Source organism: Mangrovicella endophytica (assembly GCF_002893625.1).
Classification (GTDB): Bacteria; Pseudomonadota; Alphaproteobacteria; order Rhizobiales; family Rhizobiaceae; genus Mangrovicella; species Mangrovicella endophytica.
The window spans coordinates 257,272-278,031 of sequence record NZ_PKMZ01000004.1 but is presented as its reverse complement, the minus strand read 5'-3'; the positions used below and the strand labels follow the sequence as shown (position 1 = coordinate 278,031).

The 20,760-nt window shown below is 67.5% G+C and carries 10 protein-coding genes; all 10 read right to left on the bottom strand.

The window, feature by feature from the left end:
- Window positions 1-328 precede the first annotated feature (328 nt).
- Window positions 329-2,386 carry a glycogen debranching protein GlgX gene (gene glgX, locus C0R46_RS12790; RefSeq protein WP_102960016.1) on the bottom strand — a complete coding sequence of 686 codons (2,058 nt, stop codon included), beginning with the start codon at window positions 2,384-2,386 and terminating at the stop codon, window positions 329-331.
- A 12-nt stretch (window positions 2,387-2,398) separates the two neighbouring features.
- Entirely contained in the window at window positions 2,399-4,027 is a 1,629-nt protein-coding gene (locus tag C0R46_RS12785; protein WP_102960015.1) for an alpha-D-glucose phosphate-specific phosphoglucomutase, read from the bottom strand.
- Between the two features lie 8 nt (window positions 4,028-4,035).
- Window positions 4,036-5,478, bottom strand: coding sequence for a glycogen synthase GlgA (glgA, locus tag C0R46_RS12780; protein WP_102960014.1), 1,443 nt, complete (start codon window positions 5,476-5,478; stop codon window positions 4,036-4,038).
- Complete coding sequence (gene glgC, locus C0R46_RS12775; protein ID WP_102960013.1) at window positions 5,475-6,743, bottom strand: glucose-1-phosphate adenylyltransferase; 1,269 nt, start codon at window positions 6,741-6,743, stop codon at window positions 5,475-5,477. The genes glgA and glgC overlap by 4 nt, the downstream gene beginning before the upstream one ends.
- A gap of 215 nt (window positions 6,744-6,958) precedes the next feature.
- Window positions 6,959-9,469 carry a glycogen/starch/alpha-glucan phosphorylase gene (locus tag C0R46_RS12770; RefSeq protein ID WP_102960012.1) on the bottom strand — a complete coding sequence of 837 codons (2,511 nt, stop codon included), beginning with the start codon at window positions 9,467-9,469 and terminating at the stop codon, window positions 6,959-6,961.
- Window positions 9,466-11,088, bottom strand: a complete 1,623-nt coding sequence (pgi, locus tag C0R46_RS12765) for a glucose-6-phosphate isomerase (protein WP_102960011.1) — start codon at window positions 11,086-11,088, stop codon at window positions 9,466-9,468. Before pgi ends, C0R46_RS12770 begins: the two co-directional genes overlap by 4 nt.
- Window positions 11,089-11,371: 283 nt before the next feature.
- A complete protein-coding gene (locus C0R46_RS12760; RefSeq protein ID WP_102960010.1) occupies window positions 11,372-11,611 on the bottom strand; it encodes a hypothetical protein in 240 nt (79 codons plus the stop codon).
- A complete protein-coding gene (locus tag C0R46_RS12755; RefSeq protein ID WP_102960009.1) occupies window positions 11,608-11,940 on the bottom strand; it encodes a hypothetical protein in 333 nt (110 codons plus the stop codon). Before C0R46_RS12755 ends, C0R46_RS12760 begins: the two co-directional genes overlap by 4 nt.
- Window positions 11,941-12,137: 197 nt before the next feature.
- Window positions 12,138-18,425 carry a translocation/assembly module TamB domain-containing protein gene (locus tag C0R46_RS12750; RefSeq protein ID WP_102960008.1) on the bottom strand — a complete coding sequence of 2,096 codons (6,288 nt, stop codon included), beginning with the start codon at window positions 18,423-18,425 and terminating at the stop codon, window positions 12,138-12,140.
- A complete protein-coding gene (locus C0R46_RS12745) occupies window positions 18,425-20,299 on the bottom strand; it encodes an autotransporter assembly complex protein TamA (protein WP_245413560.1) in 1,875 nt (624 codons plus the stop codon). The genes C0R46_RS12750 and C0R46_RS12745 overlap by 1 nt, the downstream gene beginning before the upstream one ends.
- Window positions 20,300-20,760 lie beyond the last annotated feature (461 nt).

Here is a 20,760-nt window from a genome sequence, read left to right as displayed (position 1 = left end):
GCTCGCGAAGGTCGTAGCGGGGCTACGGCCGAGACGAGCCGACAAAGTGGGCGCCCGGCGACCGCAAACCCGAAGGGCCGGGCGCATTCGGCCCGATCCCGTCGGCCCCGGTCTACGGCCGTAGCCCCGCTACGACCTTGCCCGGCGTCTTGATCTCGAACCGAATGCCCTGCGGCAGAGCGGTTCCGTGTTCGCCGGAAATGCTCTACGCCGGCCCGCAAGGCGAGGCGACCGGGAATGGCCGGTTGGCCGTGATCCGCAACGATGAAGGGCGCGAACCCCCTTGGGATTCGCGCCCTCTGGCGTTTCATCGATCAGCTGGCGGTGATCAGGCGGTCTCTTCCAGCATCACGAAGACCGAGCGCGCCTTAACGATCAGCTCCACCGTGTGGTCGACGCGGCGCGGCTCTAGGTCCGGCCAGTCGGACTGGATGTAGAGCTGATAGGCGTGGCCTTCCCGCGGCGGCGGCAGCATCACCACCGCATCCTCGTGGCTGCCATTGACGTAGATGACGGCGCGCTCGCTTTCGACATCGGGGTCGTCCTGAGCCGAATAGATCGACATGCCGAGGAAGCGGCGGCTGGGATCGTTCCAGTCGCCTTCCTCCATCTCATTGCCGTCCTCGCGCAGCCACATCACGTCCGGGATGTCCTTGCCGGGCAGCGTCTCGCCCGTCAGGAACCGGTCGGTGTTCAGCGCCGGATGCGCCTTGCGCAGGGCCGCCAGCTTGCCGGTGAACTCGATCAGTCGCTGGTCGGCATTCTCCCAGTCGAGCCAGGTGATCTCGTTGTCCTGCGCATAGCCGTTGTTGTTGCCGCCCTGCGTGCGCCCGAACTCGTCCCCGGCGACGATCATCGGGTTGCCGCGCGAGACGAGCAGCGTCGCCAGCAGCGCCCGGATGTCCTTGCCGCGGGCCTCGATGATCGCGGGATCATCGGTCATGCCCTCGACGCCGTTGTTCCAGGAGTGGTTTTCGTTATGGCCGTCGCGATTGTCTTCGCCGTTCGCCTCGTTGTGCTTCTCCACATACATGGTGAGGTCGGCGAGGGTGAAGCCGTCATGGGCGGCGATGAAGTTGACGCCTGCCGACGGCTTGCGGCCGTCGTGATTGTAGAGGTCGGCCGAGCCCGCCATGCGGGTCGCGAGCGCCCCGATCATGCCGTCCTCGCCCTTCCAGAACTTGCGCACGTCGTCGCGGAAACGGTCCTGCCACTCGAGCCACGGCGGCGGGAAGTTGCCGACCTGATAGCCGCCGGGACCGACGTCCCACGGCTCGCCGACATGGATGCGGTCCTTCAGGACGTCGTCCGCGGCCACCATCTTGAAGAAAGGCGCGTCGTGGCTGAAGCCGTCGGGCAGGCGGCCGAGCACGGTGCCGAGGTCGTAGCGGAAGCCGTCGATACCGGCGGCCTGCACCCAGGTGCGCAGGACGTCGATGAACATCCGCGCCACCGGCTCCTTGTGCGTCGCCATGGTGTTGCCGGTGCCGGTGTCGTTCAGCATGAACTCCGGCTGGCCTTCCGGATGGCGGTAGTAGAGGAGGTTGTCGAGGCCGCGATAGCAGATCGTCGGTCCGAGCTCCGAGCCTTCGCCCGAATGGTTGAACACAACGTCGAGGAGGACGCGGATGCCGCGCTCGTGCATCGCCTCAACCGTGCGGCGGATCTCGGCAAAGCCACCCGGTGCGAGGCGCGGATCGGGCGCCATATGGGTGATCGGGTTGTAGCCCCAAGCGTTGGTGAGGTTGTAGTTGAGGAGGTGGCCCTCATCGATCCAGGCCGCCAGCGGCATGAACTCGACCGTGTCGATGCCAACCTTCTGCAGATGGTCGAGGAGCTTCGGCTCGGCGAGTGCCGCGACGGTGCCGCGCAGCTCGGTGGAGATATCGGGATGGCGCTGCGTGAAGGCGCGGATCGACATCTCGTAGGTGAAGCCGGGCGCCTGGAAGGGCATCGGCTTGGCGTCACGGGCAAGATCCATCACCACGGCGCGCGGCATGAAGGCGGCGCTGTCGAGGTCGCGCTCGGGCGGCGCGGTCAGGACCGGCGTGTAGACGAAGGGCCGGTCGAGCTGAACGGCATAGGGATCGGCGAGGAGCTTGGAATAGTCGAAGCGGTAGCCCTCTTCGGGAGCCCACTTGCCGACAGCGCGCAGGCCGTAGCGGGCACCAACCTTCAGGCCCGGAACGAAGCCGTAATGCGTGCCGCCGTCGCGGCCGGTCAGCGGCAGGCGATCGGTTTCCTGCGTTCCTGCCGCGTCGTCGAAGAGGCAGAGATGAATTTCGTCGGCATTCTCGGAGTAAACGGCGAAGTGCACGCCGTCGTCATCAACAGTTGCGCCGAGCGCAGCCGGTTTGCCACGCTCGGTAGTGAGTGAGTTGCTCATTCTGGCCCGATCTCAGGTGATGACGTCAGGGCCAGAACGGCCCGTACGCTTGGTGATCTCGCCGATAACATCGGCCGTGTTGATCAGTTCCGCGAGCGCGACATCCGGCGTGACATTGTGCTTTGCCGGGTCTGGTTCGAAGCATTCGATGTAGACGCGCAGCGTGGCGCCCTGCGTTCCGGTGCCTGAGAGGCGATAGACGATTCGCGAGCCGCCGGAGAAGACGATGCGCACCCCCTGGCCGGTTGAGATCGAGCCATCGACCGGGTCCCGGTAGGAGAAGTCGTCCGCCTCGGAGACCACCAGCGTGCCGAAGCGCTGCCCCGACATGGAGGCGAGACGGTCGCGCAGCGACTCCATCAAGCCATCCGCAGCGGTCTTGTCGATCTCCTCATAGTCGTGCCGCTGGTAGTAGTTGCGGCCGAATTCGCGCCAGTGCGCCTCGACGATCTCCTTCACGCTCTGGCGGCGCTCGGCCAGGATGTTGAGCCACAGGAGCACGGCCCAGAGGCCGTCTTTCTCGCGCACATGGTCAGAGCCGGTGCCGGCGCTTTCCTCGCCGCAGATCGTCACCTTGCCCGCATCGAGGAGATTGCCGAAGAACTTCCAGCCCGTCGGCGTCTCGTAGATGCCGATCCCGCGCTTCTGCGCCACGCGGTCAGCCGCTTGGCTTGTCGGCATCGACCGGGCGATGCCGGCGATCCCCTTGGCGTAGCCCGGCGCGAGATGCGCATTGGCCGCGAGCACCGCGAGCGAGTCCGACGGCGAGACCACGATGCCGCGCCCGACGATGAGGTTGCGGTCGCCATCGCCATCGGAGGCCGCGCCGAAGTCCGGACCATTCGGCGCCATAAGGTGGTTGATCAGCGCCGCGGCATGGACTGCGTTCGGATCAGGATGGCCGCCGCCGAAATCTTCCCTGGGCTCGCCATTGACGACGGTGCCGGCGGGTGCGCCGAGGCGCTCCTCGAGGATGCGCGTCGCATAGGGCCCGGTGACAGCGTGCATGGCGTCGAAGCGGAGCGTGAAGCCGGAGGCAATCAGCGCGGCGATCTTGCCGAAATCAAACAGCTGCTCCATCAGCCGCTCGTAGTCCGCGACGGGGTCGACGACCTCCACGACCGTGTCGCCGAGCCGGCTTTCGCCGACCACCGAGATGTCGGGCGCCGCATCGCGGGCGATACGAAAGGCGGTGATCCGACGCGAGTTCTCGTAGATGGCCTCGGTGATCTTCTCCGGCGCAGGCCCGCCATTGGCGATGTTGTACTTGATGCCGAAATCGCCGTCCGGCCCGCCCGGATTGTGGCTCGCCGAGAGGATGATGCCGCCGGAGGTCTTGCGCTGGCGGATCAGATTGGAGGCTGCCGGCGTCGACAGGATGCCGTTCCGCCCGACGATTACCCGGCCGTAGCCATTCGCCGCCGCCATGCGGATGGTGGTCTGCACCACCTCGCGGTTGAAGTAGCGGCCATCGCCGCCGACCACCAGGCTGGCGCCTGGCTCTGGCTTGGCCGCGTCGAAGATCGACTGGATGAAGTTCTCGACGTAGTGCGGCTTCTGAAAATGCGGAACCTTCTTGCGAAGCCCCGAGGTTCCAGGCTTCTGGTCTTCAAAGGGCGTCGTTGCGACGGTCTCGATCATGGGTTCCGCTATTCTTTCGTCAGCTCGCGATAGAGGTCAGCATAGAGGGCGGCGCTGGCAGACCAGGACACGTCCGTGTTCATTGCGCGTGCCTGCATCTTCTGCCACGGCGCCCCTTCGTCATAGAGCCCTTTCGCGCGCTTCAGCGCTGCAATGAGGTTCTCCTCGTCCACGGGCGAGAAGATGATGCCGGTAGCAACCCCCGCCGTGGACGCCGCAAAGTTGGCGTCGATGACCGTGTCGGCAAGGCCGCCGACGCGCGAGACAATAGGAATACAGCCATAGCGCAGCCCGTAGAGCTGCGTGAGGCCGCAGGGCTCGAAGCGCGATGGTATGATCAGCGCATCCGCGCCGGCCTGCACGCGGTGGGACAGCACCTCGTCATAGCCGATCCGCACGCCGATGCGGTCGGGATGGCGGTTGTGAGCAGCGCGGAAGGCATCCTCGATCTCCGGGTCGCCAGACCCGACCACGACGAGGCGGATGCCGGATGCGACGATCTCGTCGCAGGCGGCCGCGACGAGGTCGAGGCCCTTCTGCCAGGTGAGGCGGCTCACCACGGCGAAGATCGGACCGGCCTCGCGGCGCAGCCCGAACTCGCCTTCGAGCGCGCTCTTGTCGTGCCGGCGCGGCTTCAGGTCCTGAGCCGAGTAGCGCTCCGCGATCACCGCGTCCGTTGCGGGATTCCAGACGTCGACATCGATGCCGTTGACGATGCCGTGGAGCTGGCTCGCCCGGCCGGCGAGCAAGCCCTCGAGGCCCATGCCGCCCGCCGGCGTCAGGATCTCGCGCGCATAGGTCGGGCTGACCGTGGTGATCGCGTCGGCGGCGTGGAGACCGCCCTTGAGATAGCCGACATTGCCGTAATATTCGACGCCTTCGATCGACCACGCCGTCGGCGGCAGGCCGAGCGCCGGGAAGATGGAACTGGAGAAGTTGCCCTGGAAGGCGAGGTTGTGGATGGTCACGACCGTGCGCGGCCGCGGTGCATTCGTCACGGCGAGATAGACGGGTGTCAGCGCCGCCTGCCAGTCATGCGCATGCACGATCGCCGGCCGCCAGCCGTCGAGCGCGCCCATGGCGATCTCGGCGCCGGCCCTCGACAGCGCCGCGAAGCGCGCCCAGTTGTCGGGATGATCGTAGCCGCCGGGCATCTGGTAGGGCCCGCCCGGACGGTCGAAGAGATGCGGCGCATCGAGCACGAGAAGATCGAGCCCGTTCACCTCGACGGCGAGCACATAGGCCGGGCCGCCGAAGAGATCCGGGATCCGCAGCGCCGCATGCGTCGGGTCCAGCGCCGCCAGCACAGATGGATAGCCCGGCAGCAGCGTGCGGGTGCGGATGTCCTGCGCCTTCAGCGCCAGCGGCAGCGCCCCGGCAACGTCCGCCAGCCCTCCCGTCTTGATCAGCGGGAAGGCCTCCGAGGCAACCGACAGGACATCGAGGCTCATCGGTAGCTGAGCCGGTCGATCATCGGCTTGGTGACGAGGCAGATGCCGTTGGCCGTGCGACGGAAGCGCTGCGCGTCGAGTTCGGGATCCTCGCCGATCACCAGCCCGTCCGGGATCTGCACGCCGCGGTCGATCACCGCGTTGCGGATGCGCGCGCCGCGTCCGATCTGGCACTGCGGCAGCACCACGGCATGGTCGAGATAGGAGTAGGAGCGCTGGCGCACGCCGGTGAAGAGGAGGGAGCGGCGCAGCGTGCCGCCGGAGATGATGCAGTCGCCGGACACGAGCGAGGAGATCGCGGAGCCGCGGCGGCCGTCCTCGTCATGCACGAACTTTGCCGGTGGCGTCGTCTCCGCATAGGTCCAGATCGGCCAGTCCCGATCGTAGATGTCGAGCGGCGGCACCACGTCGGTGAGATCGATATTGGCCTGCCAGTAGGCGTCGACCGTGCCGACGTCGCGCCAGTAGGCCTCGTCCTCGTTGGCCGAGCGCACCACCGAGCGGTTGAACGAATGCGCATGGGCGACGCCGTGGCGCACGATATGCGGGATGATGTCCTTGCCGAAGTCGCGGTTCGACTGCGGATCGGCCGCATCGCGCCGCAGCTGGTCCATCAGGAACGTCGTCTCGAAGACGTAGATGCCCATCGAGGCGAGGGCGGTATCCGGGCGGCCGGGGATCGACGGGGGATCGGCCGGCTTCTCGATGAAGTCGGTGATGCGGCCGTCCTCGTCGACATGCATGACGCCGAAGCCGACGGCCTCCATGCGTGGGACTTCCAGGCAGCCGACGGTCACGTCGGAGCCTTTGTCGACATGCTGCTGCAGCATGATCTCGTAGTCCATCTTGTAGATGTGGTCGCCTGCGAGGATCACGATGTAGCGGGGCGCGTAGCCCTCGATGATGTCGATGTTCTGGTACACGGCGTCGGCCGTGCCGGCGTACCATTGGTCCTCCGAGACGCGCTGGCTGGCGGGGAGGATGTCGAAGCTCTCGTTGCGCCCGGGGCGCAGGAAGTTCCAGCCGTTCTGCAGGTGGCGGATCAGGCTGTGCGCCTTGTACTGCGTTGCGACGCCGATGCGGCGAATGCCGGAATTGATCGCATTCGACAGCGCGAAGTCGATGATGCGGGTCTTGCCACCGAAGAACACGGCCGGCTTGGCGCGTCCGTCGGTCAGTTCCATGAGGCGGCTGCCGCGCCCGCCGGCCAGAACATAGGCCATGCTGTCACGCGAGATGGATGCGATGCGTTTGCGTTCGGCCATGAATGTCCTCCCACTGCCGGTCCGCCGTTGATCCGCCGGATTCCGGGCCTGATGGCAGTCGCCGGTGCCGCGTCTTACCCGGCGTCCACCCTCTCAAGGCTCAGATAGAGCCGCGGCCATAAGCTTCCATGAACGGGAAGCCGCCGGGAAGGGATTTTTCCGGCGGCTTCGACGATTGCGCGACCGAGGCGGGAGGGATGCCGATCGGGGTTGCCTCAGCGGGTCGGGCCGGCGTGCCAGATGTCGCGGGCATATTCGCGGATCGAGCGATCGGAGGAGAACCAGCCCATCCGCGCCGTGTTGCGCACGGCCTTGGTCTGCCATTCGTCCTGCTGGCGCCAGACCTTGTCGAGCCGGCGCTGCGTTGCCCAGTAAGCCTCGAAGTCGGCGGCGATCATCCACCAGTCGTTGTTGTAGAGGTTGGAGACGAGGCCGTGGTAGCGCGTCGGCTCGTCGGGCGAGAAGACGCCGGCAAGGATTGCCTCCAGCGCCTCATGCAGCAGCGGCAGCGCCTCGATGATGGAGCGGCCGCTATGCGTTTCGCGCCGGCGCTGGGCCACCTGCTCGGCGGTGAGGCCGAAGATGAAGATGTTGTCGTCGCCGACATGCTCCAGCATCTCGACATTGGCGCCATCCAGCGTGCCGATGGTGAGGGCGCCGTTCAGCGCGAACTTCATGTTGCCCGTGCCGGAGGCCTCCAGGCCGGCTGTGGAGATCTGCTCGGACAGGTCGGCCGCGGGCATGATCACCTCGGCAAGGCTGACATTGTAGTTCGGCAGGAACACCACCTTCAGGAGGTTCTGCACCGAAGGGTCGGAATTGACGACCCGCGCCACGTCGTTGGCGAGGTGGATGATCTCCTTGGCCTGCGCATAGCTCGGCGCCGCCTTGCCGGCGAAGATCTTCACCCGCGGCACCCATTCCTTTTCCGGATGCGAACGGATCTGCGTATAGAGCGCCACTGCCTCGATGATGTTGAGGAACTGGCGCTTGTACTCGTGGATGCGCTTGACCTGGATGTCGAACATCGCAGTCGGATCGACATTGATGGCGAGGCGCTCTTCGATCAGCTTAGCGAGCCGCCGCTTGTTCTGCAGCTTGACCTCGGCGAAGCGCTTGCGGAAGGCGGCATCGTCGGCGAAGCGGTCGAGGTCGATCAGCTTTTCCGTGTCGTCCAGGAAGGCCGGCCCAATCGCTTCGGTCACGAGGGACGTCAATCCCGGATTGCAGCGCATCAGCCAGCGCCGCGGCGTCACGCCGTTGGTCTTGTTCTCGATGCGGTCGGGATAAAGCTCATGCAGATTGTGGAAGACGGTCTTCTTCATCAGCTCCGTGTGGAGCGCCGAAACGCCGTTCACCGCATGTGAGCCGACAAAGGCGAGCTGGCCCATACGCACGCGCCGGCCGTTGCCCTCGTCGATGAGCGAGATCGCCGAGATCTTGCCGCCGTCGAGGCCACGCTCCTGCGCCTGTCGGATCGTCTGCGCGTTGATGGCGTAGATGATCTGCATCTGGCGCGGCAGCAACCGCTCGAAGAGGTGGATCGGCCAGTGCTCCAGCGCTTCCGGCAGGAGCGTATGGTTGGTGTAGGAGAAGGTCGCCTGCGTCGTTGCCCAGGCGGTCTCCCAGTCGAGCTCGTGCACGTCGATGAGGAGCCGCATCAGCTCCGCGACCGAGACGGCCGGATGGGTGTCGTTCAGCTGGATCGAGACCTTCTCGGCGAAGTTGGAGAGGTCGGGATACTGGCTGAGGTGACGGCGGATGATGTCCTGCAGCGAGGCCGAGGAGAAGAAGTATTCCTGGCGCAGCCGCAGCTCCTGGCCGGCCTGATGCGAGTCGGCGGGATAGAGGACGCGGGTGATCGCCTCGGCCTTGTTCGATTCCAGCAGCGCGCCGATGTGGTCGCCGGAGTTGAAGGCATCGAGCAGAATCGGATCGAGCGACTGCGCGCTCCACAGCCGCAGCGTGTTGACGTTGGCGCCGCGCCAGCCGACGATCGGCGTGTCATAGGCGACGGCGAGCACGCGTTCGGCCGCGCGCCAGATGTGGCGGACGGGCTTGCCGGCCTCTTCCACCGCCATGACCTTGCCGCCGAAGCCGATCTCGTAGGCGCTCTCGCGACGCTCGAATTCCCAGGGATTGCCATGGGCGAGCCAGGTTTCCGGCAGCTCGACCTGCGAGCCGTCGACGATTTCCTGGCGGAAGAAGCCATGGACGTAGCGGATGCCGTAGCCGACACCGGGAACGCCGGTCGAGGCCATCGATTCCATGAAGCAGGCCGCAAGGCGCCCGAGGCCGCCATTGCCGAGCGCCGCGTCCGGCTCCAGCAGCTCGATCATGTCGAGGTCGATGTTGAAACGGGCCAGCGCCGCCGAGATCGGCTCTTCCAGTCCGAGATTGCCGATCGCGTCGCGCAGCAGGCGGCCGATCAGGAATTCCATCGAGAGGTAATAAACGCGCTTGCGCTGGTTCTCGTAGATCTCGCGGGTCGAGGTGAACCAGTGGTCGATGATGCGATCGCGCACCACCAGCGTCGTCGCTTCCAGCCAGTCGTAGCGCCGGGCGGTCTGCGGGTTCTTGCCGATCGCATAGGTCAGCTTCTCGACGATCTCCTGCGCCAGCGTATCGGCGTCGACGCGCCGCGGATTGGCGTTCGGGATGGCGGTGTTCGGCGTCGCGTCTTCGGCATCGTCGATGCGAAGGTTGTCCTGGATTGCCGATGTCATCGGGACCTCATCGTGCTGATCGCGTTGACGAGACCGATGGTGGACGCGTCGCGTCCCTCCGGCGAGGTCTCGCCCTTGATGACGGGGAGAAGGGCGGTGGCGAGCTCCTTGCCGAGCTCGACGCCCCACTGGTCGAAGGCGTTGATGCCGTAGAGCTGCGCCTCCACGAAGACGCGGTGCTCGTAGAGGGCGATCAGCCGCCCGAGCGTTGCCGGATCGAGCCGATCGTAGAGGATCGTCATCGACGGCCGATCGCCGGTGAAGGTGCGATGCGGCGCAATCCGCTCGGCATCGCCCGGTGAGCGGCCCATGGCGAGGAGCTGCTGGCGCGCCTCCTCCAGCGAGCGGCCGCGCAGCAGTGCCTCGCTCTGGGCGAGGCAGTTGGCGAGGAGAAGATCGTGGTGACCTGCCGGGTCGCCCTCGGCAGCATTGGCCGCGACCAGGAACTCGACCGGGATGATGTCGGTGCCCTGGTGCAGCAGCTGGAAGAAGGCGTGCTGCCCGTTGGTGCCGGGCTCGCCCCAGACGATCGGGCCGCTGATAGCCACCGTGCGTCCGTCGATGCCCGTGCGCTTGCCGTTGGACTCCATGTCGAGCTGCTGGAGATAGGCCGGCAGGCGGGCGAGGCGCTGGTCGTAGGGAATGACCGCGCGCGTCGGATAGGCGCAGACGGCCCGATGCCACCAGCCGACGAGGCCCAGCAGGACCGGCAGGTTCCGCTCCAGCGGGGCGGAGCGGAAATGCTGGTCCATGTCACGTGCGCCGGACAGGAAGGCCCGGAAGTCCTTTGCGCCGATGGCGATCATCAGCGGCAGTCCAATCGCCGACCAGATCGAGTAGCGCCCGCCGACCCAGTCCCAGAAGCCGAAGACGCGCGAGGGGTCGATGCCGAAGGCTGCGACCTTGTCGAGCGCCGTCGAGACCGCTGCGAAATGGGCGTTCACCGCTCCATCGCCGAGCGCCTCGGCGATCCAGCGGCGCGCGGTCTCAGCGTTCGTCATCGTTTCGATGGTGGTGAAGGTCTTCGACGCCACGATGAACAGCGTCGTCGCCGGATCCAGCACCTTCAGCGTGTCGCCCAAATGGGCGCCGTCGACATTGGAAACGAAGTGGAGGCGCGGCCCGTCATGATACGGCGCCAGCGCCAGGGTCGCCATGGCCGGACCGAGGTCGGAGCCGCCGATGCCGATATTGACAACGTCGGTGAACCGGGCACCGCCGGAGCTGGCAATCGCGCCCGAGCGGATCGCCTCGGCGAAGTCCGACATGGCGAGGAGGACGTCCTCGACAAGATCGCCAACCGGCTCGCCATCGGCGGCAAAGCCGTCCTCTCGAGTGCCGCGCAGCGCGACATGCAGGACGCTGCGGTTCTCCGTCTCATTGATCCTGGCGCCGGCAAACATCGCATCGCGCTTCTGAACGAGCATGGCCGCCTCGGTGCGCTTCAGCAGGTCCGCCAGAACGGCATCGTCGAGCGCGGTCTTGGAGAGGTCGAGGATGAGGTCGTCCAGCCGGAAGGCGAAGCGCTCGAAACGGGCCGGATCCTTGTCGAACAGCGAACGGATCCCCGTCCCGGTCGTCAGCTTTCCGGCAGGGGATGATCCGGCAGATGCAGTCACGCGATACTTTCCTTCAATGCGGGGAGAGCCCCAACCGCCGAAGGCTTCGGCAGCAGGGACCAGTCGTCCTTGATTCGCCAGCGTTGTTGATCTTAACCATGCGACACGGCCTTACGAAAGCCGGGCAATAAATCGTCGGGTCGCAGCCGAACTAGCTGCGGCCCGGCGCGCTTCAAGAGCGACGCGGCGCATGGGAGCTCCGCGGAATCGTTCGTCCGCGCGAACTCACATGCTGCCGCACCGCCGACCGGGTTGTCGGCGTCGGTGGGCCTGGAGCTGCGCTTCAGCCGCGCAGGGCGGCTAAGTGCTCGATCGCCTCGTCCACCGTCTCACCGGTGGAACGGACCTCGTCGTGACCGGCGGGCTCGCCAAGCCGCTCCCGCAGCTGCGCCTTCCAGTCCCGCAGCACCTCCTCCTTCTCCGCGTCTGACAGCGCGTCGCTGTCGAGAACGGCGCGCGGATCGGAGAAGCGACCGTGCTTGGGATGGTCGAACTTGGCGTATTTCAGCGACTCGGTGTTCATGGCTGCCGGCCTCCGAGGCCGCCCACGATGTCGTTCTGTCCTGCCGCGACGTCGATCGCCGACGGTGTGCCGGTCTCGCCGGTGCTCGGGCCCGTATTGCCAAGCCGCTCATCGACACCACTGAAGAAGGAGCCGAATTCCGCATGGCGTGCGGCGGGGATACGCTCCCGCAGGTCTTCCGCCAGCTGCCGGATTTCGGCATTGCGGCCGGGTTCGCGGGACGGATCGGCCAGCATGGATTCGATGCGGGATCTCTCGCTTGCAAATTCGTCCGGAAGGCTGCCGGCCGTGCCGGACGCAGCGCCCTCGCTGATTGTGCGATCGTTCATGGCTGTTCTCCAATCTGAGAGCGGACAGCCGATCGTTCAGTTGGCTGCCGCCGCTCGATGGAGAACGGCGCGTAGGAGCGAAGGTTCAACCAGAAAAGGGATGCGGGCCGGCGTGCCGCATCGCCTGAGAGACAGCCGCTCGTGGGCGGCAGGCAGAATGGCGCAGGCCGGCGGAGCTGTGTGCGCCGCCGCTGCCCTCAGTATTCCTTCTCGTAGAACACGCCGACTTCGCCGCCGCCCGTCGCCGTCACCGCGCCGCGAGCTTTCAGGCCCTCGCCGAGGTTGAGGTCGATCGAGACGCGTCCAGTGGAATCGACGCCGAGATAGGTGTTGTCGTTGAGATATTTGCCGACGCCGACCGCGGTCTGGCCGTCGGACGTCGTCTTGATGTCGAGATCATCGACGCCGATCTGCGAGCGGAGATTGTCGAGGAGCCCCGTCGATCCGCCGACGCCCGCGAGCGTCGCGGCGGCTTCCGCGAGCTGGGCGATCTGCAGCGGCGACAGGTCCGCGGTGCCCTGGTTGAAGATCAGCCGAGCCAGCACCTCATCCTGCGGCAGCGCCGGCGTGGAGGAGAAGTTGAAGTCGGGCATGTTGGCCGGGCCGGTGACGGCGATGTTCACCGTCGCATCACCCGTGTCGGAGGTCGCCAGAAGGTCCAGAGTCGGGACGAGATCGCCGGTGAAGGACAGCCGTCCGCGCTCGAAGTCGAGCCGCTTGCCAAGGATGCGGAAGCGTCCGCGCTGCAGGTCGAAGCCGCCGACGATGCTCGGCGAACTGGCCGAGCCGGTGAGGCGGATGCTGCCGCCAAGCTCGATGTCGAGGCCGCGGCCGCGCACGAACACCCGGTTCGGCGCGTTGAAGGTGAGGTCCAGCTGAATGCCGCCGCCCGAGCGGGTGGTGCCGGCACCCTTCGGTGCGATCTCTTCCTGCTGCTTGTAGACCGCCCGCGGCGCGTTCTTGTGCTTGACGTCGATCCGCGCAAGCGAGGTCGGCAGGTTCTCCGGGACGATGATGTTGATCTCTTCGGCATTGATGGTGCCGGAGAGGACTGCGGCGCCGGTGAGCGGGCCAGTGAGGCTGAGATCGGCATTCAGCGTCGCGCCGATCAGCTCGCCGTCATTATAGCGCCCGTCCACCACCCGCACGCGGATATCCGCCGGGAAGCCGTTGTTGAGGCCGACCGATCCGGAGACGGCGATGGTGCCGCCGGAGGAGAGCGATGCGCTGAAGGACTGGATGGTCGCCGTCTGGCCGTTCAGCGCGATCTGCGTGTTGATGTTGCGGATTGCGAGGTTGAGGCCCGTATCGACGAATTGCGCGCCGCTGGTGGAGACGGTGCCGACGACATTCGGCTGGCTGGCCGGGCCGCTGACACGCGCATCGACCCGCACCGTGCCCTGCACCGAGCGACCGCCTTCCGCGAGGATGCGGTTGGCAAGCGCCAGCGGCGCCGTGCCGTTGAGTGCAAGATCGAGCTGCGGCGTGCCCGCGACGTTGACCGAGCCGCTGACGGTGAAGGCGATGGCGCTGCCCGACAGCCGCGCATCCACCGTCGCGACATTGTTGGCGAAGCGGCCGCGGGCTCCGACGCCGAGCGGACCGACGCCAGCCTCGCGCGTCTGCGCCAGCGTCAGGCCGGCAATGTCGAGATTGTAGTCGACGCTCGGATTGGAGGCCGAGCCGGTCACCCGCGCATTGCCGTTGATCGTGCCGGACGGGTCGATGCCGGAGGCCGCGGCGCTGAGCAGCGAAGCGGGGACGCGGTTGAGGTCGATCGACAGGTCCAGCGTCTGGCCGGCGGAGCCGGTGGCGACGATGCTGCCGCCGCCGACATCGACGCGCGCCGTCTCGATCGTCACGGCCGAGCGGGCGTAGCGGCCCTTGGCGACCGCGTTGACGGACGGGGCCTTGGCCGCGCGGGTCTGCGCCGTCGATATGCCGGAGGCCGAGAGATCAAAGCTCGCAGCCGGATCGGAGATAGAGCCGGTGGCCGAGGCGGTGCCGGAGATCGTGCCGGCGGCGCCGAGATTCGGCACGAAACCATTGGCGATGCCGACCGGCACGCGCGTCAGCTCCACGTCGATGTCGAGCCTCTGGCCGACTGTGCCGGTGGCCGTCAGGGAGCCGTTGCCGATAACGGCGCGTGCCGTCTTCAGCGTGGCCGTCCCGGCGGCATAGGAGCCGGTCACGTCCAGGCGCAGCGGCTCGATCTTGGAACGGGCGATCTGAGTCGCGGTGATGCTGCGCCCGGCCAGCGTGAACTCCGCCGTTGGGTCGGCGACGGGACCGCTTGCCTTGGCGCTGCCCGAGACGGTGCCGGAGGCGCCGAGCCCCGGCACGAAGCCGTTGGCGAGGCTGACGGGGACGGCGTCGAGCGTCACGTCGAGATCGAGCGTCTGGCCGACCGTGCCGCGCGCGCTCAGCGAGCCGGAGCCGACCGTGGCCCGCGCCCGCTCGATGGTCGCCGAATCACCGGCATAGGTGCCGGCAACATCGAGGCTGATCGGCGGCACCTTTCCGGCCTTGACGGTCGCCGCGGTGATGCCGGTGCCAGTCAGCGCGAAGCGCGCCTGCGGTGCGTCGATCGAGCCGGTGGCCGTGGCATCGCCCGAGATCGTGCCGGTGGCGTCGAGACCGGAAACGAAGCCATTGACCAGGCCGACCGGGATGTCGGCGAGACGCACCGAAAGGTCCAGCGTGCGGCCGACCGTGCCGCTGGCCATGAGGTTGCCGTCGCCGACGGTCGCCTTGGCGCTGGCGATCGTCGCCGTGCCGGCGGCATAGCGGCCGGAGAGGTCGAGCTCGACCGGCTTGATGCCGGACCGGGCGATCGCCTCTGTGGTGAGGCCGGTGCCGGTCAGCGCGAAATCGGCCGTCGGATCGGCGATCGAGCCGGTCGCCTTGCCGTTGCCGGAGACGGTGCCGGATGCCTTCAGGCCGGGCACGAAGCCGTTGACGAGACCGACCGGAAGGGCGTTGAGGCCGACGGTCAGGTCGAGATTGCGGCCAACCCGGCCGCTTGCGTTCAGCGAGCCCGCGCCGACATTGGCGACGGCGGTCTCGATGTCGGCGGTCTCGTCGGCATAGCGGCCGGCAAGGCGCAGATCGAGCGGCGGCACGCCGGAGGCGCGGCTTTCCGCAGCGGTGAGGCCGTTGCCGGTGATGTCGAAGACCGCGGCCGGATTGTCGATCGGTCCGCTGGCGGTCGCCGTGCCGGAAATGGTGCCGGCGGCCTTGAGGTCGGGCAGGTAGGCGTTGGCAAGCGCAGCCGGCAGGTCGCGCATGGCAAGCTTCAGATCGACGGTGCGGCCGACGGTGCCGGACGCCTCCAGCAAAGCCGCGCCCAGCGTCGCGCGCGCCGCCGTCAGCGTTGCGACCTCGTCGGCATAGCTGCCGGACAATGCCAGCTCCATCGGCGGCACGCCGGCCGCGGCGACGGCCGTCGCGGTGATGCCGGTGCCGGTCAGGTCGAAGCTGGCGTTCGGGCGCTGCAGCGTTCCTGTGGCCGTGGCCGTGCCGGAGACCGTGCCGCTTGCATCGAGCCTGTCGACGAAGCCGTTGGCGAGCGCCACCGGCACCTTGTCGGCGGCAATCCTGAGGTTCAGCTGCTCGCCGACCTGTCCGCTCGCCGACACCGCGCCTTCCCCGAGACCCACCGCCGCCTCGTGCAGGTTGAGCGTGCCCTTGGCGTAGTCGCCAGCAATGCGCGGCGTCAGCGGCGGGAGTTTGGCCGCGCGCGTCTGGCTGGTTGCGATGTCGGTGCCGGTGATGGCGAAGGTGGCGGTGGGATCGCCGGCCGGTCCCTTGGCGCTGGCTTCACCGCTCAATGTGCCGGAGGCGGCAAGGTCCGGGACGAACGGATTGGCGACGGCGGCGGGGACGGCGTTCAGCCGCGCCGTCAGGTCGAGCGTCTCTCCGGCCGTGCCGTTGAGGACAAGCGAGCCGCTGCCGACATTCAGCGTCAGCGCCTCGAAGCGTGTCCCGCCATTGACGATGGTCAGCGCGGTGGGGTTGGCGAGGGCAACGGCTGCACCCTCGATGTCGGCCGTCAGGCGGTCAGCCGAAACGATCGTGGCATCTGCATCGAAGCGCACGCTGCCGGCGACTTCCACCGGCACGCTGTTGGCCGTCGCGGTGGTGGCGAGCGTCGTCAGCTCGCCCTTTCGGTCGAGCGCGATTGAGAGATCGCGGACGGCCACACCGCCGGCGTCGATCCCCTCGGCCGTCACGCGTCCCTGCGGGAAGGGCTGGCCGAGATAGTCCTCGGCCGAAAGCTTGATGTCGGCGCCGCGCAGCGTATTGCCGCCGACCGTCAGCTGCCGGGAGACGAGGTCGAGGGTCGCCAGCGGCTGATCCTGATCGGACAGGCCGAGCTTCACCGTGCCGTTGAGGTCGCCGCCGGCCTCCTGCATCGCCAGCGCCGCGAGCGGGCCGATGTCCTCGACCGCAACGGTGAGGGTGCCGACGGGCGCTGCGCTGTCGGTGATCTGCAGCTCGCCGGTGATCGAGTTCGGTCCCTGCTTGATTGCAAGGTTGCGGATCCGCCGCTCGCCGCTCGGCAGCGTCTCGACATCGGCGGTGCCGGTGATCGGCGCGCCGTCGAGATTGCCGGCCACGCGCACCGTGCCGGACGGTGCCGTCGGGTTGAAGCTGCCGCGGGCCTCGATCTTGAGGTCGGAGAGCTTGCGGCCACCGATCGTCAGGCCATTGCTGTTCAGCGCGATGTCGACGTCCGGCTTTTCCACCGGGCCGGAGGCGGTCAGGGAGAACTGTGCCTCGCCGCCGAGCGCGGCGTTCACCGCCTCGGCCTGTGCGATGGTGCCCTTGATATCGGCGGAAACAGTGCCGGCGTCGAGGCCGGCCTGGCCGGTGATGCTGAGGCCGGTGCCCTTGACGGCAAGCTCCGCCGCCGAGAGGGCGCCCGCCGCCGTGCGCGCCACCTTGCCGGAGATCGCCAGCCGGTCGCCGGCGAGCGGGATCATCGCGGCCGATAGGGCCGAGGTGTCGAAGGCGGTCGACAGCGACAGGTCGAAGGCGGAGAAGTTCAGCGCCGCGGTGCCGGCGACACTCGCCTCGGCGACCTTCGTCGTCGCTTTGCTTTCGGTCAGCGTCAGGCCCGTGTCACCGAGCGAGCCGGCAGCCGTGATGGCAACGGGGCCTTCGAGGAAACGGTCAGCAAGGCCCTCCGGCGAGGCGACGGACTGGGCCGCGGCCTCGATGGCGAAGGGGCCGGTCAGCGCCGTCACGTTGAAGCCGTTGCCGGTCGCCGATGCGGTGACGCGCTGCGCGATGTACTGGCCAAAGCCCGCCGTCGGCAGATCGGCCTTGAGCGTGAGATCGGAGGCGGAGAGCGCGCCCTTCAGCGTGCCACTCAGCGAGGCGACTTCGAGCTTGGTCTGGTTTGGCTCGGTGCCGAAGGCGAAGGGGATCACCGCACCCTGGCGCGAGCTGACGGAGAAGCTCAGATCGTTTCCGGTGCCGGTTTGGTCCAGCGTGCCGCGCGCCGTCAGCGCCAGCGCATCGGACGCAAGGTCGGCCTGGTCGATCCCGATCAGCCCGTCGGGACGGAACAGGAGTTGCGCGTCGAGCGTGGTCGCGCCGGAGACGTAGGCGCGAACGGAGTCGGGTGCGAAGCGCTCGGCCGCGACGCTGAGCGAGGCGGAGACGCGCCGGCCTTCGGGGAGGGCGTTGACGCGCGCCGTGACGCTGGCGGCCTGCTCGCCGCCGACGGTGAGCGCGCCATTGGCCATGAAGTCGCTCAACGGGCCATTGCCCTTGACCGTCAGGTTGACCGGCGGTGCGCCCGGCAGCTGCAGCAGCCCGGCGACGAGGCCGCCCGCCGGCTCGCTCGCGGCGACGTCGATCGTCAGCCGGTCCTCGGCCGGCGCAAAGGCGATGGTGGCGGCGATCGTCCCCGGCTTGTCCAGCCGGTCGATATTGGCGCGCACGTCAAGGCGCGTCGGGTCGGCGGCAAGGCCAAGGCTCGCGGTTGCCTTCAGCCGCGCCGGCGTACCCGCCACGGCCTGCCCCAGCTCGAATTCGTTGATGGCGATGCTGCGGATATCGGCGGTGATTGAGGGCAGCGAGAAGCCGCCGCCGCTGTCGTCCGCCGCGGGCGCGGCGCTGCGCGGCAGCCGGTCGAGAACGATGCGACCGGCCGTCAGGCTCTCGATGGAGACATTCTTGCGCACCAGCGCCAGCGGCGACCAGTCCATGGCGAGGTCGCTCGCCGTGAGATAGACGCCGTCGGCGTCGGAGACGGTCAGCCGGTCGATGCGCACGGCGCCGGTGAGCGCGCCGGAGAGACCCTCGATATCGACCCGGGCCGTGTCGGAGGAGATCAGGTTCTCGATCTGGTTGGCGACGAACTCCTGCGCCTCGGCGGGGTGAGGAGCCGAGAGCAGGAGAGGCGCGAAGACGGCCAGCGCCAGCCAAGAGCGGAGGCGAGGGGCGCGGTCGAAGGGGCGTCGGAAAAGGGTCATCAGAAGGCCTGCCCGATTCCGGCATAGATCTGGAAGCTGGCGTCGCGCGGCCCCGGATCGAGCGGGATACCGACATCGACGCGGATCGGCCCGAAGCCGGTGAGGTAGCGGGCGCCGACGCCAGCACCGAGCTTGAATTCGGAGAAGTCGGGCACGAGATCGTCGCCGACGGTTCCGAAGTCGAGGAACGGCACGACCTGGATGTTCTCGGTCACGCCGATGCGCGCCTCGAGCGATCCTTCGAACAGCGACAGGCCACCCGTCGGCGTATCCGTGAAGTCCTCGTTAGTACCGGGCAGTACGACATCCGGAAAGTAGGGACCGATCGACTGGAAGGCGTAGCCGCGCACCGATCCGCCGCCGCCGGCATAGAAGCGGCGGTCGTTCGGCACGTCCTCCAGGTCGGCGCCGAAGATCGTGCCATAGGCGAGACGCCCAGCCAGGATGAAGCGGTTGCTGTCCGACAGCGACAGGTAGGTGGAGGCGTCCGCGCGCGCCTTCAGGAAGGGCGTGCCGTCCTTGAACTCGTAGGTCGGCTCGGCGAAGAGCTTGGCGTAGATGCCGGACGTCGGGTTCAGCGGCTCGTCGCGGCCGTCATAGGTGTAGGTGATCGGCACCGAGCCCAGCACGAAGCTGTCGCTGCCGAGATAGTCGGTGATCTCGTCATATTCGGCGCGAACCGCGACATTGATCGTCTGCTGCTCGTCGAGCGCGTATTCCACGCCGTTGCTGAGCGCGAAGGCGCGGCGGTCATAGGCAAGTGGATGCTCGCTCGTCACCTCGAGCGAGCCGATATAGACCGAGTCCGGCCCGAGCACGCCGGGCTTCTTGAAGACCAGCGAGGCGTCGTAGTCGAACTCGTCGGTCTCCCGGCCCGTCGTGTCGATCACCGAGGCGCCGATGCGCGACACCGAGGCGTCGAGGCGGATGCTCTCGGCGCGGCCGAAGAGATTGCGGTTGCCGATATAGCCGGAGACGCCGGCGCCGTCCGTGTTCGAGAAGGTCGCGCCGAAGCCGTAGTAGTTGAACTTGCGTTCGCCGACCTCGATCTGGACGGGGAGCGTGCCGTCCGCCGCCTGGCCTTTGGCCTCCTTGACGCTGATCGAGGAGAAGACATCGAGCTTCATCAGGCGCTTGCGGGCGCGCTCCAGCGCCTCCGGCGAGAAGGTCTCGCCCGGCTCGATGCCGGCCATGTAAGCGATGAAACCGGGGTCCACGTCCTTGGCGCCGTCAACGAAGGTCGCGCCGAACGGCACCGGCTCGCCCGGCGAGATCTGCAGCGTGTAGTCGAGCCGCCCGGTTTTGGTATCGGCAACGACGTCGCGGTCGGTGATGGCGACAAAGGGACGGCCTTCGTTGCGAAGGTCGCGCAAGAGTTTCGCCTCGGCGTCGAGGATTCGCACGGAGGCGGCCGAACTGCCCGGCGTCAGCTCGTATTTCTCGGCGTCCATCGGAACGCCATTGGCGCTGACCGAGACGGAACCGAGCTGGAACTCCTGGCCCGGATTGACGCGGATCTCGACCGGCACCGGCCGCGCGGTGAAGGTCGCGTCCGGCGCGAGGTCGGCGATGTTGCGCCCCTCGATGAAGATGTCCACGAGCCCGTCATATCGCGCGTTCTCGTAGAGCGCGGCGACGAGCCGCTTGCGATCGTTGCGAGCCTTGGAGAGGAGACCGAGCGAGCCGGAAACCGGATCGTCCTCGTCCGCTATGAGGGTCGAGGCGTCGCGCAGCTCGTCCTCCAGCCCTTCGACGGCCGGCGTGACGTTCAGCGTGACCGTATAGTTGACGGGATCGAGGACCGCATCCTCATCGGCCTCGTTCTCGCTTTCGAAGAACTTCAGTCCGAAGATCTCGAAGGCTTGCGCGGGCACGGCGCAAGCTGCGAGCAAGCCGACCGTGGCAAGGATAAGGCCGAGGTGCCGTGTTCGCCGATCGTGTCCGGATGCTCCCGTCAGGCCCAGCCGGGTCGATCGTGTCGCAAGGAGCAAGGCGTACCTCGAACATTTCGCCGCCGCGCCGCCGCGAAGGCCGGTGCAGGCTCGGACCGGCCGTCCGCGGACTGCCATTTCGGGAGAAGGCCGGCCTTGGCCGCCGCTGCGGCTTTGTCAGCCGCTGCCCACCTCCCGTCGCTGCCGTAAGCATGCCGTTAAATCGTGAAAAGACAACATCGCAAGCCGGTGATCGGCCGGCTCGACGGGCGCAGCAGGGCCGAAAGCGCAAGCCTTGTGCTATCGCCGCCACAGTCCGGGCCGGCCGCTCGCGGACGGGATGAGGCAGCGTTAAGTCATTGAAGATACACAGCCGGCTGATGATCCCGCTGGTGACCGTCCGA

Bases quoted from the DNA above. Each gene is read 5' to 3' on its own strand.
- glgX (WP_102960016.1), bottom strand. From the start codon at position 2,386: ATGAGCAACTCACTCACTACCGAGCGTGGCAAACCGGCTGCGCTCGGC.
- C0R46_RS12785 (WP_102960015.1), bottom strand. From the start codon at position 4,027: ATGATCGAGACCGTCGCAACGACGCCCTTTGAAGACCAGAAGCCTGGA.
- glgA (WP_102960014.1), bottom strand. From the start codon at position 5,478: ATGAGCCTCGATGTCCTGTCGGTTGCCTCGGAGGCCTTCCCGCTGATC.
- glgC (WP_102960013.1), bottom strand. From the start codon at position 6,743: ATGGCCGAACGCAAACGCATCGCATCCATCTCGCGTGACAGCATGGCC.
- C0R46_RS12770 (WP_102960012.1), bottom strand. From the start codon at position 9,469: ATGACATCGGCAATCCAGGACAACCTTCGCATCGACGATGCCGAAGAC.
- C0R46_RS12760 (WP_102960010.1), bottom strand. From the start codon at position 11,611: ATGAACACCGAGTCGCTGAAATACGCCAAGTTCGACCATCCCAAGCAC.
- C0R46_RS12755 (WP_102960009.1), bottom strand. From the start codon at position 11,940: ATGAACGATCGCACAATCAGCGAGGGCGCTGCGTCCGGCACGGCCGGC.
- C0R46_RS12750 (WP_102960008.1), bottom strand. From the start codon at position 18,425: ATGACCCTTTTCCGACGCCCCTTCGACCGCGCCCCTCGCCTCCGCTCT.